This is a genomic window from Butyricimonas sp. Marseille-P3923, from assembly GCF_900184685.1.
GTDB lineage: Bacteria > Bacteroidota > Bacteroidia > Bacteroidales > Marinifilaceae > Butyricimonas > Butyricimonas muris.
The window spans coordinates 171,868-190,319 of the sequence record NZ_FXXL01000007.1 but is presented as its reverse complement, the minus strand read 5'-3'; the positions used below and the strand labels follow the sequence as shown (position 1 = coordinate 190,319).

The 18,452-nt window shown below is 48.9% G+C and carries 18 protein-coding genes; 13 read left to right on the top strand and 5 right to left on the bottom strand.

The window, feature by feature from the left end; genetic code table 11:
- The first annotated feature begins 28 nt into the window (after positions 1-28).
- The 5 genes from CS948_RS12240 to CS948_RS12220 all read left to right on the top strand — a co-directional run bounded on the left by CS948_RS12240 (position 29) and on the right by CS948_RS12220 (position 5,509).
- Positions 29-1,243: a TlpA disulfide reductase family protein gene (locus CS948_RS12240; RefSeq protein WP_099292021.1), complete on the top strand. Its 1,215-nt coding sequence runs from the start codon at positions 29-31 to the stop codon at positions 1,241-1,243.
- A 27-nt stretch (positions 1,244-1,270) separates the two neighbouring features.
- Positions 1,271-2,530, top strand: a complete 1,260-nt coding sequence (locus CS948_RS12235; RefSeq protein ID WP_099292020.1) for a thioredoxin family protein — start codon at positions 1,271-1,273, stop codon at positions 2,528-2,530.
- Positions 2,531-2,537: 7 nt separating this feature from the next.
- Positions 2,538-3,701, top strand: coding sequence for a TlpA disulfide reductase family protein (locus CS948_RS12230; protein WP_176555040.1), 1,164 nt, complete (start codon positions 2,538-2,540; stop codon positions 3,699-3,701).
- 179 nt (positions 3,702-3,880) lie between these two features.
- Positions 3,881-5,152 (top strand): sugar MFS transporter, encoded by a 1,272-nt coding sequence (locus tag CS948_RS12225; protein WP_255301996.1) that lies wholly within the window; start codon positions 3,881-3,883, stop codon positions 5,150-5,152.
- Positions 5,153-5,263: 111 nt separating this feature from the next.
- Positions 5,264-5,509: a hypothetical protein gene (locus tag CS948_RS12220; RefSeq protein WP_099292018.1), complete on the top strand. Its 246-nt coding sequence runs from the start codon at positions 5,264-5,266 to the stop codon at positions 5,507-5,509.
- Positions 5,510-5,513: 4 nt separating this feature from the next.
- On the opposite strand, the gene CS948_RS12215 is transcribed toward CS948_RS12220, so the two are convergent.
- The 4 genes from CS948_RS12215 to CS948_RS12200 form a co-directional block, all read right to left on the bottom strand.
- Positions 5,514-6,092: an LUD domain-containing protein gene (locus CS948_RS12215; protein WP_099292017.1), complete on the bottom strand. Its 579-nt coding sequence runs from the start codon at positions 6,090-6,092 to the stop codon at positions 5,514-5,516.
- A 117-nt stretch (positions 6,093-6,209) separates the two neighbouring features.
- Positions 6,210-7,577, bottom strand: coding sequence for a lactate utilization protein B (locus CS948_RS12210; RefSeq protein ID WP_099292016.1), 1,368 nt, complete (start codon positions 7,575-7,577; stop codon positions 6,210-6,212).
- A 169-nt stretch (positions 7,578-7,746) separates the two neighbouring features.
- Complete coding sequence (locus tag CS948_RS12205) at positions 7,747-8,484, bottom strand: (Fe-S)-binding protein (RefSeq protein WP_099292015.1); 738 nt, start codon at positions 8,482-8,484, stop codon at positions 7,747-7,749.
- A 64-nt stretch (positions 8,485-8,548) separates the two neighbouring features.
- Positions 8,549-10,048 carry an L-lactate permease gene (locus CS948_RS12200; protein ID WP_099294463.1) on the bottom strand — a complete coding sequence of 500 codons (1,500 nt, stop codon included), beginning with the start codon at positions 10,046-10,048 and terminating at the stop codon, positions 8,549-8,551.
- Between the two features lie 208 nt (positions 10,049-10,256).
- Here CS948_RS12200 and CS948_RS12195 point away from each other — a divergent pair, with 208 nt between their 5' ends.
- From CS948_RS12195 to CS948_RS12185, 3 genes are read left to right on the top strand one after another with little or no spacing between them, the layout of a single operon-like run.
- Positions 10,257-10,844, top strand: coding sequence for a YIP1 family protein (locus CS948_RS12195; RefSeq protein WP_099292014.1), 588 nt, complete (start codon positions 10,257-10,259; stop codon positions 10,842-10,844).
- 4 nt (positions 10,845-10,848) lie between these two features.
- On the top strand, positions 10,849-11,298 hold the full coding sequence (smpB, locus tag CS948_RS12190) for an SsrA-binding protein SmpB (protein WP_099292013.1): 450 nt from the start codon (positions 10,849-10,851) through the stop codon (positions 11,296-11,298).
- Position 11,299: 1 nt separating this feature from the next.
- Positions 11,300-12,535: a zinc-dependent metalloproteinase lipoprotein gene (locus tag CS948_RS12185; RefSeq protein WP_099292012.1), complete on the top strand. Its 1,236-nt coding sequence runs from the start codon at positions 11,300-11,302 to the stop codon at positions 12,533-12,535.
- Positions 12,536-12,740: 205 nt separating this feature from the next.
- Here the strand turns inward: CS948_RS12185 and CS948_RS12180 are convergent, their stop codons facing one another.
- Complete coding sequence (locus tag CS948_RS12180; RefSeq protein ID WP_099292011.1) at positions 12,741-14,627, bottom strand: amidophosphoribosyltransferase; 1,887 nt, start codon at positions 14,625-14,627, stop codon at positions 12,741-12,743.
- Positions 14,628-14,889: 262 nt separating this feature from the next.
- Here CS948_RS12180 and CS948_RS12175 point away from each other — a divergent pair, with 262 nt between their 5' ends.
- The 5 genes from CS948_RS12175 (at position 14,890) to CS948_RS12155 (ending at position 18,447) form a co-directional block, all read left to right on the top strand.
- On the top strand, positions 14,890-15,306 hold the full coding sequence (locus CS948_RS12175; RefSeq protein ID WP_099292010.1) for a DUF1573 domain-containing protein: 417 nt from the start codon (positions 14,890-14,892) through the stop codon (positions 15,304-15,306).
- Positions 15,307-15,388: 82 nt separating this feature from the next.
- Positions 15,389-15,763, top strand: a complete 375-nt coding sequence (locus tag CS948_RS12170) for a hypothetical protein (RefSeq protein WP_099292009.1) — start codon at positions 15,389-15,391, stop codon at positions 15,761-15,763.
- Between the two features lie 131 nt (positions 15,764-15,894).
- A complete protein-coding gene (locus tag CS948_RS12165; RefSeq protein ID WP_099292008.1) occupies positions 15,895-16,245 on the top strand; it encodes an NADH-quinone oxidoreductase subunit A in 351 nt (116 codons plus the stop codon).
- On the top strand, positions 16,236-16,799 hold the full coding sequence (locus CS948_RS12160) for an NADH-quinone oxidoreductase subunit B (RefSeq protein WP_099292007.1): 564 nt from the start codon (positions 16,236-16,238) through the stop codon (positions 16,797-16,799). The genes CS948_RS12165 and CS948_RS12160 overlap by 10 nt, the downstream gene beginning before the upstream one ends.
- A 25-nt stretch (positions 16,800-16,824) precedes the next feature.
- Positions 16,825-18,447: an NADH-quinone oxidoreductase subunit C gene (locus CS948_RS12155; RefSeq protein ID WP_255301995.1), complete on the top strand. Its 1,623-nt coding sequence runs from the start codon at positions 16,825-16,827 to the stop codon at positions 18,445-18,447.
- The last annotated feature ends 5 nt before the right edge of the window (positions 18,448-18,452 follow it).

The following is an 18,452-nucleotide window of genomic DNA, read 5'->3' as shown; positions in this document are numbered from 1 at the left end:
TAATGATATAAATTCAAAAACACTCGCAATGAAATTTTTATACGCTTTTATCGGGGCACTTTTATTGAGTGCCGCTTGCACTTCTCATGAAGAGAAATATTCCATCCGGGGTAACTTTCCCGGGCTAAAGGACGGAATGACCGTCACGCTCAGAAATATTGAAGGGAAAAATGCCATACTGTTGGCAACAGACACCGTTCGCAACGGACGTTTCGAACTACACGGGCAAGTTGCTTCACCTACTTTTTGTGAATTAACAGTCTCAAACCGCCCGCTCGTGACCGAGAAACGTGACATAAAAAATCGAAAAACTTGGATTTTCCTTGATAACTCATGCTTGACACTTGATGTTCCCCATTTCGACAGTATCGGTTATGTAAGTACGCTTATGCCTTTCGCAAGCGAGCGTGTCGGCGCAGTGACAGGCAGCGCACTGCTAAAGGAATTCAATAGTTACAGGGAAGAGTTACTACCGTTAGAGTTGGACGCCTTTCAAGCCGACGACACACTTTCCAAGTTAAACTTTTACCACAAGTACGAGTACCCGAAAGAGTTATATGACAAAATCTACGCTGAATTTTACCCGCAAAAAATAGAGAAAGAAAACATCGTAGATAACGCCCGAATGAATTTCATCCGTCAGCACCCGACTTCTCCCGTGTCATTCTATATCGCAGAGAAAATGATAGAAAAGGACTTCACCCGCACCCGGGAAGAACTGGAAGAACTCGCCCGTGTGGCGGAACAAGTTGAGGACTCAATACGCAGACCTCGGTTCCGGGAAAAAATGGAACTGGCAATGAAACGATACAAGGGAATACGCTACGCCGACTTGGAAATGGAAAACACGAAAGGCGAAAAGGAACAATTGTCCAATCACGTGCGACCGGGGAGTTACACGCTGATTGACTTTTGGGCATCGTGGTGTGGTCCATGCCGGGCAGCTATACCATCCGTGAAAAAGCTATATGACCAATACAATCGGGAACAATTGAACGTGATCAGTATCTCGATGGACGAGAAAAAAGCTGATTGGGAAGAGGCTTTAAAAGAGGAGAATATGCCGTGGACGCAATTGACTTACTCGGGTGAAAAAAGCTACAATGACATATTCACGAACTACAATGTCACCAGCATACCCCGGCTCGTGCTTCTTGACCCGGCAGGAAGGGTCGTGTTCAGTAGTCACGACGCGGACGCCCTGCAATTAACCGTACGCCAATTAGTGGAAAATAATCAATAATAAATTCGTATTGTAAAAATTACCTGTATGAAAAAAATCTATTTGTTTATCGCTATCTTGTTTGTACAAATCACGGTGTTCGCGCAGGAAGGCGTGAACTTCCGTGATTTAACATTCACTGAAGCCCTAGAGGCAGCGAAAAAAGAGAACAAACTCGTGTTCATGGACTGCTACACCGAGTGGTGCGGACCGTGCAAGAACATGGCGAATAACGTGTTCCCGCGAAAAGAGGCGGGAGATTACTTCAATCCCCGTTTCGTGTGCGTGAAATACGACATGGAGAAAGGTGAAGGCGTGGAACTGGCTAAAAAATTCGACGTGCACGCCTACCCCACTTTCGTTATCATCCGTCCCGACGGCACGATACAACACAAATTGGTCGGGGGCGACAAGCTGGAAACTTTTATCGATAGAGTGGAAAAAGGCTTGAACGAGAAGACCTCGCTACTGTACATGCAGCAAGAATACGAGAAAGGCAAGATGAGCAATGCCGAACTTTTGGCATATAAAAATGCCTTATCGGATGCTGCCAGTGACAAGAAAGCCGCTAAGGTGTACAAGGAGTTATTGCAACGCCTCACGGACAAGGAAAAGACCGAGAAAGCATACTGGTCAATTTACGAGGACGAAAGTTGCGTGATCGGTTCTCCCATGTTCGACTTCCTGCTGGCGAACCTCGATGCCATCCGAAAGAACACGGGCGAAGAAATCGTGGAGAAATTCTTGTTCTATCACCATGCTAAGATATTACAGGATTACATCGCCGGGTACGCCAAAGAAGACGCCGCCCCCGTGGAGAAAGTGAAAGCACAAATCAACGGCTTCCGTATCAAGGGACAAGAAAGTCTGGAAAAAATGTTAGCCTTGGCAGAACCTGTCAGCCAACGAGATATCGAAAAGGTTGCCGCCATCGTGAAAGCAAAAATACCACACGTGAATGCCGAAGAATTGAAAATGTACGCTTTCGGATTCCGTGCCATCTTGTGGAAAACCCAAGAACCTTATCCCGCTAACTACGGGAAACTCGGCAAAAAACTCACGCAACAAGTTATCGCCCACATGGAAAAAAAGGCTGAAAACTTATCAAGCAACGATCTCAGTACTTATGACATCATATTGTCGTGCTTCGGGGATAGGTTGGAAAAAGAAGATTACGCTCGCCTTATCGCCCTAGGGGAAAAAGTACTTCCCAATTTACCCGACGACGACGATAAACGCTACACGAAATGGATATTAGACGGATACAAAAAACGTTTGAACAAGGAAAAACAATCTGATAAAAAATAAGATGCACATGAAAAAAAGATACCTATCATTCTTATTACTGGCAAGCGCCATAAGCGCCTGTGACATGAAACCCATGGATCATTTCGTGCTTCGCGGTACCATTCCCGGGGCAATGGACAGCACGGAAATAGAATTAGCTATCCCCGGGGAAAACAAAGAACGTCTTAAGGGATTTATCGTCAACGAGCGATTCGAATTCCGGGGAAAACTGGAACAACCCACTCTCTGCGAACTACGCTTGAATAACCAAGACATCTGTGACCGAAAAAACATAAAAGAAGAAAACAAAATTATTTACGCGGATATCAATTTCTTCGTGGAGAACGGGGAATTGACATTTACCACACCTCACGTGGACAGTCTGCCTCACTCTTTCTGGAAATACGATATTCGTAAAGAGAAAAACTACACGCTAACGGGTTCCCCGGCACAAGATATTTATTATGCCTACCAGCAACAAACTATCCCGACCCGCCATCTTCTCCGAACGTTTAGATTCCAAAAGAACAAACAACCGGAAGACGCCAAAAGAATGGTAGCGGCACAAGCAGAACTGGCTCGGCAAACCTGGGAATTTATAGCGGGTCACTCGAACCTCGCCGTGAATCTGGTGTTAGTCGAGGAATTGAAAAAAGAACCTTTTACCTACGACCAACGTTATCTCGATGAACTGGAACAACTCTTCGCTTCCTACCGGGATACTTGCCCGGGGCTTAAAAATTTCCGCCAATACCTGAAAGAAGCGAGCGCATTCGCCCAAGGCAAACCGTTACAGGAAGGAAAAGTGATAACCCCGAAAGGCGACACGCTATCTCTCCTCGCCCAATTGAAGGCGGGACAATACACGTTGATCGACTTCTGGGCATCGTGGTGCGGACCGTGCCGGGCAAGTTTCCCTCACTTACGGGAGATGTACAAGCTGCACGGGGAAAAGGTCCATTTTATCAGCGTATCACTGGACAAAGAGGAAAAAGAGTGGCAAAAGGCCATGGGAGAAGAAAAGTTGCCTTGGTCCCAGTTCCTCGCTACCCGTGCTTTGAGCAAAGAAGTCGGCAAATACTATAATCTCAAGTCTATACCGACCTTCTTGTTTATCGACCCCGACGGGAAAATCATTTTCTCGGGGCACAGCAGTGACGAACTGGAAGCGGAATTAGCAAAAACACACTAACTAACATCTCTATTTTCTTTATTAGATTGTAAACGAGGTTGTTTCGGCAGCCTCGTTTTATTATTCTCCCCTCTCCGGGCAATAATTTTCTACAATTTCATCCATCATTATCAAAAATTAATAACTTTGTAGGACTCTTATGTGTTTACGTGTTTATGTATATTATTAATTAGATGATGATGGAACAAAAGAAAAATTCTTACAGCATGGGGATTATCATTATTGGAATTCTCTTCTTTATCTTCGGGTTCGTCACGTGGTTGAACGCTACCCTAATCCCTTATCTTAAAATCGCTTGCGAACTGCAACACGAGTGGCAAAGCTACCTCGTGACCTTCGCTTTCTACATTGCCTACTTTGTCATGGCACTACCCTCGTCATGGGTATTGCGCAAGACAGGCTACAAAAACGGCATGATGCTCGGGTTGCTCGTGATGGCAGTCGGGGCATTACTGTTTATACCCGCGGCGATGACTCGCACCTACGGTCTGTTCCTGCTGGGACTTTTTATCATGGGTACGGGATTGTCCGTGCTGCAAACCGCATCCAACCCCTACGTGATTGAATTGGGAGCCCCGGAAAGTGCCGCCCAACGGGTGAGCATCATGGGTATTTGCAACAAGGTGGCAGGAGCCATCAGCCCGCTTATCCTCGGGTCTATCATGTTGAAAAACATCGATGCACTGGAAGCAAGTTTAAAGACTATGGATCCTATCCAAAAAGCGGCAGAACTCGACCTTCTGGCATCGAAATCCATCATACCCTACGTCGTGATTATGGTGTCGCTCGTCGTGCTAGCGCTGTTCGTGCGTTTCTCTCCGCTTCCCCAGATCGAAGACCCGGAAGAAGAAGAAGGCAGTATCCAACACGGGGGTAAATCAAGTATATTCAGTTTCCCGCACTTGTGGATCGGTATCGTCACCTTGTTCCTTTACGTGGGAGTCGAGGTTATCGCCATCGACACGGTCATCGGGTACGCCAAATCATTAAACATGAACATGGAAGCCGCCCGGGTATTCCCGACCTTCGGCATGATTGCCATGATCGTCGGTTACATTATCGGCATCATCGCCATCCCGAAATACATCACCCAAGAACGGGCTTTAGCTTACTGTGCCGTCCTCGGCGTCATCCTCGGGATATGCACCGCCGTTCTTCCGGCTAACGTGTCTATCTGGTGTTTGACCTTGTTAAGCCTTGCTAACTCGCTGATGTGGCCGGCAATCTTCCCGCTCGCCATCTTCGGCTTGGGACGTCACACGAAAACCGGATCGGCTCTGCTTATCATGGCTATCGCCGGGGGAGCCTTGCTTCCGATGCTATACGGCTCACTCACCACCTGCATGGGCTTCCAAGGCGCTTACTGGATGGTATTACCGTGCTACCTGTTTATTCTCTACTTCGCCGTAGCGGGACACCGGGTTGGCATTAAACATTTATATAATAAATAGTTACAGGTTGCAAGTTGCATTTACCTCCGGCAAGTTGCAGGTTAATCATGAACTTGTAACTCTCGGAAAGCGAATGCAACTTGTAACTTGTCAAAGGCAAATAACAAATTTATGGAAAAAACGAAAGCACTCAAAAACAGAAAGTTATTCGGCATAGCCGCTATTCTATTCCTATGCGTCGGTATCGTCCACGTCGGCTACAAAGCCCTCCAGTTCGCGGATACCCCGGAATGGGGAGCTCCTTGGTATTTTGCCCTTTTCTCCCCGGGAATTATTTACCTTTTCCCCTTGATAGTATCTTTCGCCGCCTATCGCTTTTTCTCGAAGGCAGCCGATAAGGGAGAGGACGGTTTATAAACCTTTACTCCAGAATCACCGTCACCCCTCTTGCCCCGTGAGCCCCGATAACCAGCGCTTGCTCGATATCGGCAGTCTTTGAAGGTCCGGCGATAAAACTACCGTATTCGTAATCATCGAAATCCGGTTGGGTATACGCCTCATGCATATTATTCACGAGACGAGTGCGATCCAGTATCACCACCAACGCCTCCGCGATAAAAAGCAATGCCTTGTAACGAGTCTGTCGCTTTATCCACACCATCCCGTTTTCCAACACCCCGAACTCTCCTCGCACAACCCCTACATCCGTACCGTTCAACTCTCTCGGATCATCCAACATATCCGGATTCACCGTCGCACAAGTAATCTCCGGCAAATTCGAAGCTATCGACTTGGCATCCGGATAAGCCTTCCGGATTACCTCGTTCACGTCCTGCCCCTTATCAAGCAACACGTAATTCGCACCCACCGCTTTCAATATCTTTTCAAATTGCACCAGCGGATCAGGATAAACCAACGGCGTAAACGTCATCTCCGGACGTTCCACGCGGTCAATCCCGTGAGCTTTTATCCTTGCAAATATTTCATCTTTACTACCCATAACTTATATATTTATGATTTTAGATTGAAGATTTTAGATTTTAAGCCCCCTTCCACCGACTTTACCGTTCCCCAGCAAATGAAGAGAAATCTGAAATCATCAATCATAAATCGTCAATCATTTAATCTTCCCTTTCTTCCACATCTCGTTAAACGTCTCTTTCGTGAATTGTGGTAATTCCCGTCCGATACCCCACGCGTCGAGGTTGTTGTACAGCACGAAACGAGGCATCTTTTCGGCTATCCGTCCTGCTTTTATTGCCGGATAGAAAAGACCGGGACGCTCCATCACGAATTTCATGCCTTTCTCCATAAACTTTTTCGACGCGGCGGCAAGATGCAACGGTGCCAGATTCTGACGCCACTTGTAGATTTGTTCCGCCAGATCTATCTTCACGGGACACACGTTCGAGCAGGAATAACAAAGTGAACATGCCGACACGTTACCCGAGTACTTCTCCGGCGACTTCAACATTCCTAAATTAATCCCGATAGGACCGGGAATAAAATAAGAGTAAGAATAACCGCCCGTGCGGCGGTATACCGGACAAGTATTGATACACGACCCGCAACGGATACATTTCAGCATATTCACGTGTTCCGTGCAAGCCAGTATATCGGTACGCCCGTTATCCACGATCACGATATGCATCTCCTGTCCCTCAACGGGCTTCTTGTAATGCGAGGTGTATGTCGTCGATGGCTGCCCCGTGGCGGAGCGGGCCAACAAACGGGTATACAGCGCCAACGCCTTGTAATCCGGGATCACCTTCTCCAACCCCATGATAGCGATATGTACCTTCGGGAACGAAGTGCCCATGTCGGCATTCCCCTCGTTCGTGCATACCACGAAAGCCCCCGATGAAGCCACGGCAAAATTAACTCCCGTCATGGCGATATCCGCGTGCAGGAATTTCTCCCGCAAGGCGGCACGTGCGGCATGCGTCAGGTAAGTCGGATCACTGTTCCCCGGTTCCGTGTGCAACTCTTTCTCGAACACCTTCCCCACTTCCTCCCGCTTCACGTGAATGGCGGGCAGCACGATATGACTGGGCGGCGTTCCCATCAACTGCATGATCCGTTCGCCCAAATCCGACTCCACGGCATCCACTCCCCGAGCCTTCAAGTAAGGCGTCAATCCACATTCTTCCGATAACATGGACTTACTCTTCACCAGATTCTTTCCCCCGTGTTTCTGAATAATCCCGTACACGATACGGTTGTGCTCTTCGGCATCCTTCGCCCAATGCACGTGTATACCGTTCGCAGTGGCGTTTCTCTCGAACATATCGAGATAATACCCCAGATTACTGATCGTGTGGCGTTTCATCTGACTCGCCATTTCCCGCAACGCCTCCCATTCGGGTACATCGTTCGCCATTTTGTCCCTTTTCTCCCGCACGAAGTAGAGCGCCTGATCGTGCCATGCCGTCCTCTCCTTGTCCGCGATAAACTTCTTGGCTGCTTTAGCGTGTGAACTCATAATATTTAGATTTACGTTATTTACAAATTAGTTTATAAAGTTTATAAGGTTCGTAAAGTTCATAAGGTTACGGGTGTCCTTCGGACTAAGTTTATCGGCAGCACAAGCTGCCGTGAGCAAAGCGCCCCGCAGGGGGCAACAGACTTTATAAACCTTATGAACTTTATAAACTTTACAAACCGTTACCCAAAATCTCCACCACGTGTATCGTCTTTATCGACAACTTCTCCCGGCGGATAATCCCCTCCATGTGCATCAGGCACGAACTGTCGGCACCCGTGATGTATTCCGCCCCGGTGGATATATGATCACGTACCTTGTCCTGTCCCATGCAAACGGAAGTAGCCGCTTCTTCCACGGCAAACATTCCCCCGAAACCGCAACATTCATCCACACGTTTCGGCTCGAACACCTCCACGTCCTTTACCAGTGACAACAAATCCCTCAGCTTCGAGTAGCGGGGTATCACCAACTCGCTCGGTGACGAAAGATGCAGCAACCTCTCCCCGTGACAACTGTTATGAATACTCACCTTGTGCGGGAAACGGGTATCCAGCTTATCCACTTTCACCACGTCGTGCAGGAACTCGCATATCTCGTATATCCTACTGCTGATACAAGCGTGTTCCTCCTTGTGCAACAGTGTCGGGTAATGCTCTTTCACGAAAACCACGCAACTTGCCGAGGGACCCACCACGTAATCATACTTCTCGAACAACTGTTCCATTCGCCCCGCCAACTTTGCGGAATCCTTCTGGAATCCGCCATTCGCCATGGGTTGCCCGCAGCACGTCTGATCCAACGGGTAATCAACATCCAACCCCAGCGACTTCAATAATTTATACGACGCTACCCCCACACCAGGATAGATCGCGTTGATGTAACAGGGAATAAATAATCCAATCTTCATAATATATAATATTAGTTACAAGTTTCATTTGCCTTCGGCAAGTTACAACTTGCCGGCTTTCCCATCATGCAAAAAGATACACTACCACCCCGGCAATAATAACATAAGCCAGCGCGTAAGGAATGGCCGCTTTCAATATGCTTCCCTCCTGTCCCTGCTGGTCGCAAGCGGACGTGGCGATAGCGATACTTTGCGGGGAAATAATCTTTCCTCCCGTGGCTCCCGCCGTGTTCGCCGCCGACAACCACGTGGGATCGACTCCCGTGTGCGCGGCAACCCCGGCCTGCAATTTACCGAACAGGATGTTTGCCGATGTATCACTACCCGTCAAGAAGGTTCCCAATGCCCCGATCATGGGTGCAAACAACGGGTAGAGCGCACCCGTCGCGGCAGCAAGAGCCACCGCCAACTGGTTGATCATCCCCGACGTTTCCATGATGGAAGAGAATCCCACCAGACAGATTACCGTCACGATCGTCTTGCGTAACTGCACAACCGACCGCCACAACAGCACGAGCAAAGCTCCCGCCTTTCCGCCCTGAATCAACCCGCCGACAAAGGAACCGATAAAAAGCAACACACCACCTTGTATCAACCACTGTATCGTGTACACTTTCACCTCTCCGCGTATCGTGATATGCACCGTGGAAACCAATACAGACTGCAATGCCTCCCGGATAACGGGAAACAGCGGGCTCGTGACCAGTACAAGTGCCATGATCAACACGTACACCATCCATGCCCGTGCAATCTCTCCGCCGGAATAACTCATCCCCGCGGGTTTCTCTTTCCCCCTGTCAATCAATTTTCCAAGCAGAACAATCACGATAATGGCGGCAACACTACCGATAATAGCGGGAGTTTCCGCCCCGATATAGTGAGCGGCAAGATACTGCGCCACCAGCGACACCACTCCCACCGACAAACTCAATAACAGGTTTTTCGGCAATGCCTTCAACCGGGGATCGGCTAAAAACGTGATCACGAAAGGCACCAGCAACATCAACACCGACAACTGCAATACCACCGCCGTACTCAACGGGATAACGGGCAACCCCGTTTCCTGTGCCAGCACGATTACCGGAACTCCCACCGCCCCGAATGCCGTCGGAACACTGTTGGCTATCAAACTGACCACCGCCGAGAACATCGGCTTGAACCCGAGGCTGATCAATATCGCCGCCGGGATAGCCACCGCCGTCCCGAAACCCGCCATACCTTCCAGCAATCCCCCGAACCCCCACGTGATCAGCAACACCTGCACGCTTTTGTCCACCGATATAGCAGAAAACTGTTGCTTCAACACCTCTATCTTCTTCGTTTGCAACAGCACGTTATAACTGTATATCGCCATCAGTATAATAAACAAAATAGGAATCAACGCTTTCAGCATCCCGTAAAGAAAAGAATTAATCGTGTCCGGCACCGATAAATTAAAAGCGAACAATGCCAAAAATGCCGTGATAAACAGCGTTATCACACTACTTTTATCACCGGAAACTTTCATCACTCCCATCAGAATAATCAAAATAATAATCGGTAATGCCGCGTACAACGTTTCCATATACATCATTTTAAAGATTAAAATTCGTCATTATCTCCCGCCGCAATCGCTTTCCGCTAAACTTACTCACGTTTAACACTAACGAAATTAAAGAAAAATATGTTACAATATTATCACGATTTATTAATTCCCAATCACTGAATCCGAAATCACTAAATCACCGAATCGATAGAATCTAAAATCTAAAATTAATTCGTACTTTCGCGATATGATAAAAAGATCGGATATCAGAGGTATATACGCCAGAACACGGGAAATGCTGTTCCACCCGGAAACGGAGTGGCGGGCGGTGAAACGGGAAAACATGAATGGCACGGATGTTTTCCGGGGTTACCTTATCCCCTTGGCAGTAGCGGGTTCCGTCTGCACGTTCCTCCTGCAACTGCTGCACACCCCGCCTTTCTACGCTTTCGCCATAGCTGCCATTACTTTGGTCGCCTCCGTTGGAGGTGCTTACGCCACGTATCGGGTAAGCCGCGAGTATCTCACGGACAAAATCACGGAAGCCAACGAGGTAGCCATTCGTCTTTCAGTCTACTGTTCGGGTATCTTCATCGTTTTTCATTGCCTCTCGCAAGGAATGCCCGAAGGTTTTCTCGGACAGCTGACCGGCTTGCTTAGCCTGCTTTGCCTCCGCACGTTATACGTCGGCATAAACCAAATGGGCGGACTCAACGTACAACTTCGCAAAAGTACCCTTGTCATCGTGGGACTGTTGCTCATCGTTTCGCCGATGATCATACAACGGTTACTGGTAATCATATTCCGTGTTCCCACCATCACGCTTAATATATAAAAGTATGCAGAACGACATCAATATAAAAAACAAAAGAGCCTCCTTCGACTACGAATTTCTGGAGGAATACACCGCCGGCATCGTGCTGACGGGAACGGAAATCAAATCTATCCGTGCCGGCAAAGCCAGCCTCGTCGACGCCTATTGCTACTTCCACAACGGGGAATTGTGGGTTAAGGGCATGTACGTCGCCGAATACAAACTAGGCACCTACTACAACCACATCGAGCGCCGTGACCGCAAACTTCTGTTGCAGCACAAGGAACTCGTGAAACTCGAACGCAAGACCAAAGAATCGGGACTCACCATCGTCCCCTTCCGCCTCTTCCTCAACGAGAAAGGCATCGCCAAACTACGCGTCGCCCTCGCCCGCGGAAAGAAAGAATACGACAAACGGGAAACCCTCAAACAAAAAGACGCCAAACGGGAAATGGATCGTTACATGAAAAGATAATATGAAAAAACTAATATACTGGACACTCTTTCTCGTCGTCCTCGCCGCTTGCTCGAAAGATGATAACGATAGTCTTGAATTATCTTCCGACAACACTTACAATCTGGATAATAACGAACACGTTCTCCGTATCGGGGTAAACAGCAATTCGGATTGGACGGTATCAGGTGCCGAGCGCTGGTGCTCCACCCGACAACTCAACGGGGATTCCGGTGACTCACTGATCATCACCATTACTCCCAATATCGCACCCGATCAACGTTCCGTCACCCTCTCCCTCGCTAATAAAAGCGGAAGCAAAACAGATATAACCATCCGTCAGGCAAAACGGGACGGCGAATACCATTTCCGTCTCCCGGTTATCTTCCACGTCCTCTATTTAAATCCCGGGAACCCGTCCCAAAATATCCCGGCAAACAGGATAGAAGAACTCCTCGATGCGGCAAACAGTTACTACCGGAATTATGACGGACAAGGCGGTGACATGAACCTCACGTTCGAACTTGCCACCCGTAATCCGGACGGTAATCCACTTGACGAAGCCGGAATCCACCGCATACAACGCTACACGAATTACACCATGGAATGCGAAAAATTCCTTGAAAACCAATACGGGGACATCCATCTCATGTGGGACCCGAATAATTATATCAATGTATTTCTTTTCGAGTTCTCCGAATCAGACGGAAGTACAACGGGGATCAGCTTTCTACCGTTCACGCCCAGCTCCCACTCCTTAGCCGGACTCACCCCCTCGGATAGCTATTACACTAAACTTCCCACGAAACAAGTATATGGAGTGGCATTAAACAACCGTTATATAAATAAACTCCTAGTTTATGCTCCTAATAGCTCTCAAGACATCATGGCGACCACACTTACCCACGAACTGGGACACTATCTTGGTTTATACCACGTTTTCTCCATCGGTGAGGCAGTGGAATCGGACTACTGCGACGACACCCCCGATTATAACCGCCAAGAATACATGGATAAATGGAATCAAAATACACCATGGTCGCAAGCCATTCAACGCACCGATCGTAACGGGGCTCCTTTCACGTCCACCAATATCATGGATTATGACTTCAGCGAGAAAAACCGCTTCACGAACGACCAACGTACCCGTGTACGTCACGTCTTGGAATACAGCCCTTTAATACCCGGTCCAAAAATGCCTATTGCAATTTCCCGCGGTGCCGACATGACTGAAAAGAAGGCCATTACAATCAAATAAGCCTCGCTCCGCGGCACTAAACTCAATGCCGATTTTACCAACTCGCCCGTCCGCCGGGTAAGGAATCAAATATCTCCTATCGTCCATCTGCCGCAAAGAGAAGCCAGTTCTTTTCCCAAAGATAATACCACCTTGCTTCGGGAAACTTTTCAATCTAAAATTAGCCAGATCATTCAATCTAAAATTTAAAATCTAAAATCTAAAATTAATAAGATCTCTCGTCACGTCCCTCCACCCAGTTAATAAAGGCGGTATTGACCACTTTGTTTCCGCCGGGAGTGGGGTAATTGCCCGTGAAATACCAGTCGCCCGTGTCGTTGGGACAAGCGAGGTGCAGGTTCTCGACGGTCTGGAATACCACTTTCACCTCGGCGTGCAAGCGTTCGTCACGTACCATTTGTGCGATCTTGTCGGAAATTTCCTCGTCGGTAAAGGGCGCGTATATTCGTTTCACGTGGTTCACTATCTCTTCCTTCGGTAATCCTTGCTGCGCCTTACAATCCTTGTACACTTCGTCGATCAGATTCTCCATACCCCGCTCGCGGATAAGCTCGATAGCGGCATTGAAAGCTATAAACTCGTTCATGCGCGTCATGTCGATACCGTAGCAGTCGGGATAACGGATTTGCGGGGCGGAAGAAACCACCACGATGCGCCGAGGTCCCAGTTGATCGAGGATACGCAGGATACTCCGCCGGAGCGTGGTTCCGCGCACGATGGAATCGTCAATCACCACGAGATTGTCGTTTTCACTGACCGCCCCGTAGGTAACATCATAAACGTGTCCTACCAGACCGTCGCGCCCGGAATCGGAAGTGATAAAGGTACGCAGCTTGGCATCCTTAATCACGATCTTTTCAATACGGGGTTCCCGGCAAATGATGGCATCCAGCGTCTCCTCGCACCACGAGGCCTTGCCCTCGCGTATCTGACGCTTTTTCTCCTCCACCATGTATTGCTGTATCCCCTTCACCATGCCGTAGAAAGATGTTTCCGCCGTGTTGGGGATAAAAGAAAACACCGTGTTATCGAGCTCACCATCCACCGCACGAATCAATTGCGGCGTCAACAACTCTCCCAATTTCTTACGCTCTTGATAGATATTCCTGTCATTCCCGCGGGAGAAGTAGATACGTTCGAAAGAACAGCTGCTCCGCTTTTTCGGCTCGCGCACGAGTTCTTCGGTAACAGTACCGTCTTTCTTGATAATCAAAGCATATCCCGGTTTGATCTCCTGTATGTTCATGTTCATCCCTTGGAAGGCTGTCTGTATCACCGAACCTTCCGAGGCGACCACCACCACCTCGTCGTCCTTGTAATAATACGCCGGACGAATCCCCCACGGGTCACGAGCCACGAAAGCATCGCCATGACCGAGTACGCCCGCCACGGCATATCCCCCGTCCCAATCGGCACTGCTCCGTGCCAACACGCCGGGCAGGTCGATTGCCTGCTCGATCAACGGGGTAATCTCCTGCTTGGAAAACCCTTTTTCCTTGAAATAATGGTAAAGGTCCTGTATCTCGTCGTCGAGGAAATAGCCCACCTTCTCGAGCAAAGTCACCGTGTCGGAATAGTTCCGCGGGTGTTGTCCCGCCCGGATCAGGCTGTCGAACAACTCGTCAACGTTCGTCAAGTTGAAGTTTGCCGCCAGAGCCAGATTGTGGCTCCGCCAGTTGCTCGCCCGTTTCAGCGGGTGGACGTAGTCTATATTATTCTTCCCGAAAGTGGCATAACGCAAGTGCCCGAGGTAAACTTCCGACACGAAAGGCAAGTTCTGTTTCGCCCAATCCGCGTCTTTTTCACTCGTGAGGTCGGGAGGAAAATTAGCGTGTATCTTGTCAAACACCTCTTGTATGGGGTTAGCGTCACACGACCGGGCGCGGTCCATGTACTTGTAGCCCGGCTCCATGTCGAGCTTCACCCCAACAACTCCCGCGCCGTCTTGTCCGCGGTTGCGTTGTTTCTCCATTAAAATGTATAACCGATTTAAACCGTAAAGATAAGAGCCGTATTTCTTCTGGTAATAATCCAACGGCTTCAATAAGCGAATCAGCGCGATGCCGCATTCATGATGGATTGTATCACTCATATATATTGATTGTTTGTGGACACAAAATTAGTAAAAAACGAGGGAATTACAACACGAGGGAACGTGAAAGTTTATAAACATTCATTATCTTTACCGGGGAGGAGAAGTCTTGAATTTTAGATCAAACTCCCTCCCCCCTTCGGGGGACTCCCTCTATAAACAGAGGGAGAGCTGGAATACAGTCATGAACGCTAGAAAAACAACTTGTAACCTGCCGAAGGCAAATGCAACCTGCAACTTGCCGAAGGCAAAATAAACTTCCATGAAAAAGAAAGGTATAGTTATTACACTCGTAACAGGTATCCTGATCGCCGGAGGAATTTATCTCCGGCAGAGAAACAGCGAATCGCTTGCCGGGAAGAATGTACCCAAAACTACCGTGGTATTCTTGAAAGACAGCGTGGATTTCGGGACATTTCCTTACGCGGAAATAAAACGTGCCGTGGTACGGTTTCGTAACACGGGGGAACATCCGTTGATTATAAAGAACGCCGTTTCATCGTGCGGGTGTGCCGAAGTAAAATGGAACAAACGCCCGGTAGCGCCGGGACAAACGGACTCGCTAACCGTGTCGTTCACCCCGAACTCGCTCGGACAGTTCAACAAAAGCGTGGAGTTGACATGCAACACCGTTCCCGACAACTATCTTTTACATTTGAAAGGTTTCGTCGAAGAATGAAAGATTAACATTCTTTATCACGCGATATTCAACCTTGATTTAAAATTAGCTTATATTCGCGTGCCTTAAGTTAAGAAATAGTATGCAGAATGTGTTGAAGAGTAGTATATTAATCCTGTTATTAACGTTTGCCGGACTGAGTGTTACACCGGCTTCGGGGCAGGAATTGCCTTTACAGGAGATCCGCGCGGGAGGCTCATGCAGGCATGAGATATACAATACCTCATCGCCCGTTTCATTCATCGCGTTTCTCACGGAAGAGTGTGAAATCATTCTTGGAAGTACACATTTCACGCCGGACACGAAAACCTATCTCGTGTTGTTTTTCATACAGAGATTTAATAAAGATCATATCACCGATTCCGGACATTCCAAGCGGAACTGGTATTTTCATCCCTATTCGACTTTAGGTAAAACCAAATATTACGTCTTTGCCCTAAGAAAGATTATTGTTTAGCTGACGCTAACCAAGTTACAAGTGGAGCCTCCGGCTCCGCGGGCTGCAAGTTACAAGTTTGCAACTCGCGGTATTGCTTGTAACTTTTCGACTTGTAACCCATAACTTGTAATCTGTAATTTTTTAATATTATGAATCTTACATTATTTGTGGTCGTATTAATCACGGCTATCGTGCTGGTAGTTGCCGCCTTGGGTATTGCCCGGCTCATATCCCCCCGCTCCTACAACAAGCAGAAGGGAGAAGCCTACGAGTGCGGCGTGCCTACGCGAGGGAAGTCGTGGATGCAATTCAAGGCGGGATACTACCTGTTTGCCATCCTGTTCCTGATGTTCGACGTGGAAACCGTGTTCCTCTACCCGTGGGCAGTCACCGTACAGGACGCGGGTATCGACGGGTTGCTGAATGTATTGTTTTTCATGCTGGTCCTGATCTTGGGATTGGCTTACGCGTGGAAGAAAGGAGCTTTGGAATGGAAGTAAAAATCAAATCCATGAAATATGAAGAGTTCAACGATAACGAGTATCTTGAACAATTGCGCGCGTCCGGCACCAACGTGGTGGTGGGATGCCTCGACGAAGTTATTAACTGGGGACGCTCGAATTCCCTATGGCCGCTTACATTCGCGACAAGCTGCTGCGGTATCGAATTTATGGCAGTGGGTGCGGCACGTTACGATTTCTCCCGCTTCGGGTTTGAAGTAACGCGCGCCAGTCCCCGGCAAGCCGACTTTATCATGGTTGCCGGAACGATCGTGCATAAGATGGCTCCCGTGTTGAAACGCCTCTATGACCAGATGGCAGAACCGAAATACGTGATTGCCGTGGGCGGCTGTGCCGTGTCGGGCGGTCCGTTCCGCAATTCCTATCACGTGGTGCAAGGCGTGGATACCATACTCCCGGTGGACGTGTACATCCCCGGATGCCCTCCCCGACCGGAGGCACTGCTGTACGGGATGATACAACTGCAACGGAAAGTAAAAGTAGAGAAATTCTTGGGCGGAAAGAACAGGAAGGAAAAGAAAGAGATGGAGTAACTTACGATTTATGATTTCTTGATTTATGATTGATTTGATTAAAAATATATACCCGGAAGCAATCATCGAGGAAGGTGCCATTCCTACCCTGACGGTAGAAGCGGCACGTTACCGCGAAGTAGCCCTACGTTTAAAGAACGACGAGGGGCTGGCTTTCGATTTCATGATCTGCATGACGGGGGTAGACTGGGGCGATTCGCTAGGCGTGACCAGCTTATTGCAATCCACGAAACACGAGCACAAGATTTTCTTGAAAACATTCACTACCGACCGGGAAAACCCGGAATTACCCACGGTGGCGGATATCTGGGAAACGGCAAACTTGAACGAACGGGAAGTGTATGACTTCCTCGGTATCCGGTTTATCAACCATCCCGATATGCGGCGTTTGTTCCTGCGTAACGACTGGATGGGCTATCCCTTGCGCAAAGACTACGACGCCAACCCGGAAATAAACCCGGTACGGTTGTATAGCGAGGAAACATTTGACACTATGCCCACGTTCGAGGCAGACTCGCACGGGGGCGAAGTGAGCGAAAAGGAAAATATTCTTTTCGAGGAAGACGAGTACGTGGTGAACATCGGACCGCAGCATCCCGCCACACACGGGGTTCTCCGTTTCCGCGTATCGCTGGAAGGCGAGATCGTGAAAAAAGTGGACGTGAACTGCGGTTATATCCACCGGGGCATCGAGAAGTTGTGCGAGAGCCTGACTTACCCGCAAACGCTGGCGTTGACCGACCGGCTGGATTACCTCGCGGCACACCAGAACCGCCACGCGCTATGCATGTGTATCGAGGAAGCCATGGGACTGGAGATACCCGAGCGGGTGAAATATATCCGCACGATCATGGACGAGTTGAACCGTCTTTCTTCCCACTTGTTGTTCTGGTCTACCCTCTGTATGGACATGGGTGCGTTGACCGCTTTCTTCTACGGTTTCCGTGACCGCGAAAAGGTTCTCGACATCATGGAGGAAACCACCGGGGGACGCTTGATACAGAATTACAACGTGATCGGCGGAGTGATGGCGGATATTCACCCGAACTTGATACGTCGCGTGAAAGAATTTATCAAGTACCTTCCCCCGATGATCAAGGAATACCACGAGGTATTCACGGGCAACGTGATCGCCCAACAACGTCTGAAAGGCGTGGGTATCCTTACCCGGGAAAACGCCATCGCTTACGGGGCTACCGGACCGACCGGACGTGCCGCCGGGTGGTCATGCGATGTCCGCAAGCACACGCCTTACGGGGTATACGACAAGGTAGATTTCAAGGAGATCATCCACCACGAGGGAGATTCATTCTCCCGTTATATCGTGCGCATCGAGGAAATCATGGAATCCCTGCATATCCTTGAGCAACTCGTGGATAACATCCCGGAGGGCGACTACGCCGTGAAGACCAAACCGCTGATCAAACTGCCGGAAGGTCGCTATTTCAAGAGCGTCGAAGCAAGCCGGGGCGAATTCGGAGTATACATCGAGAGTCGGGGTGACAAATATCCCTACCGGATGAAATTCCGCTCCCCCTGTCTGCCCCTCGTGTCCATCGTCGATCAATTGACAAAAGGCAACAAGATTGCCGACTTGATCGCCATCGGCGGAACTCTGGACTACGTGGTACCGGACTTGGACAGATAGCAAAC

Coding starts and splice junctions, on each gene's coding strand:
- CS948_RS12240 (WP_099292021.1), top strand. CDS start 29: ATGAAATTTTTATACGCTTTTATCGGGGCACTTTTATTGAGTGCCGCT.
- CS948_RS12235 (WP_099292020.1), top strand. CDS start 1,271: ATGAAAAAAATCTATTTGTTTATCGCTATCTTGTTTGTACAAATCACG.
- CS948_RS12230 (WP_176555040.1), top strand. CDS start 2,538: ATGAAAAAAAGATACCTATCATTCTTATTACTGGCAAGCGCCATAAGC.
- CS948_RS12225 (WP_255301996.1), top strand. CDS start 3,881: ATGGAACAAAAGAAAAATTCTTACAGCATGGGGATTATCATTATTGGA.
- CS948_RS12220 (WP_099292018.1), top strand. CDS start 5,264: ATGGAAAAAACGAAAGCACTCAAAAACAGAAAGTTATTCGGCATAGCC.
- CS948_RS12215 (WP_099292017.1), bottom strand. CDS start 6,092: ATGGGTAGTAAAGATGAAATATTTGCAAGGATAAAAGCTCACGGGATT.
- CS948_RS12205 (WP_099292015.1), bottom strand. CDS start 8,484: ATGAAGATTGGATTATTTATTCCCTGTTACATCAACGCGATCTATCCT.
- CS948_RS12200 (WP_099294463.1), bottom strand. CDS start 10,048: ATGGAAACGTTGTACGCGGCATTACCGATTATTATTTTGATTATTCTG.
- CS948_RS12195 (WP_099292014.1), top strand. CDS start 10,257: ATGATAAAAAGATCGGATATCAGAGGTATATACGCCAGAACACGGGAA.
- smpB (WP_099292013.1), top strand. CDS start 10,849: ATGCAGAACGACATCAATATAAAAAACAAAAGAGCCTCCTTCGACTAC.
- CS948_RS12185 (WP_099292012.1), top strand. CDS start 11,300: ATGAAAAAACTAATATACTGGACACTCTTTCTCGTCGTCCTCGCCGCT.
- CS948_RS12180 (WP_099292011.1), bottom strand. CDS start 14,627: ATGAGTGATACAATCCATCATGAATGCGGCATCGCGCTGATTCGCTTA.
- CS948_RS12175 (WP_099292010.1), top strand. CDS start 14,890: ATGAAAAAGAAAGGTATAGTTATTACACTCGTAACAGGTATCCTGATC.
- CS948_RS12170 (WP_099292009.1), top strand. CDS start 15,389: ATGCAGAATGTGTTGAAGAGTAGTATATTAATCCTGTTATTAACGTTT.
- CS948_RS12165 (WP_099292008.1), top strand. CDS start 15,895: ATGAATCTTACATTATTTGTGGTCGTATTAATCACGGCTATCGTGCTG.
- CS948_RS12160 (WP_099292007.1), top strand. CDS start 16,236: ATGGAAGTAAAAATCAAATCCATGAAATATGAAGAGTTCAACGATAAC.
- CS948_RS12155 (WP_255301995.1), top strand. CDS start 16,825: ATGATTGATTTGATTAAAAATATATACCCGGAAGCAATCATCGAGGAA.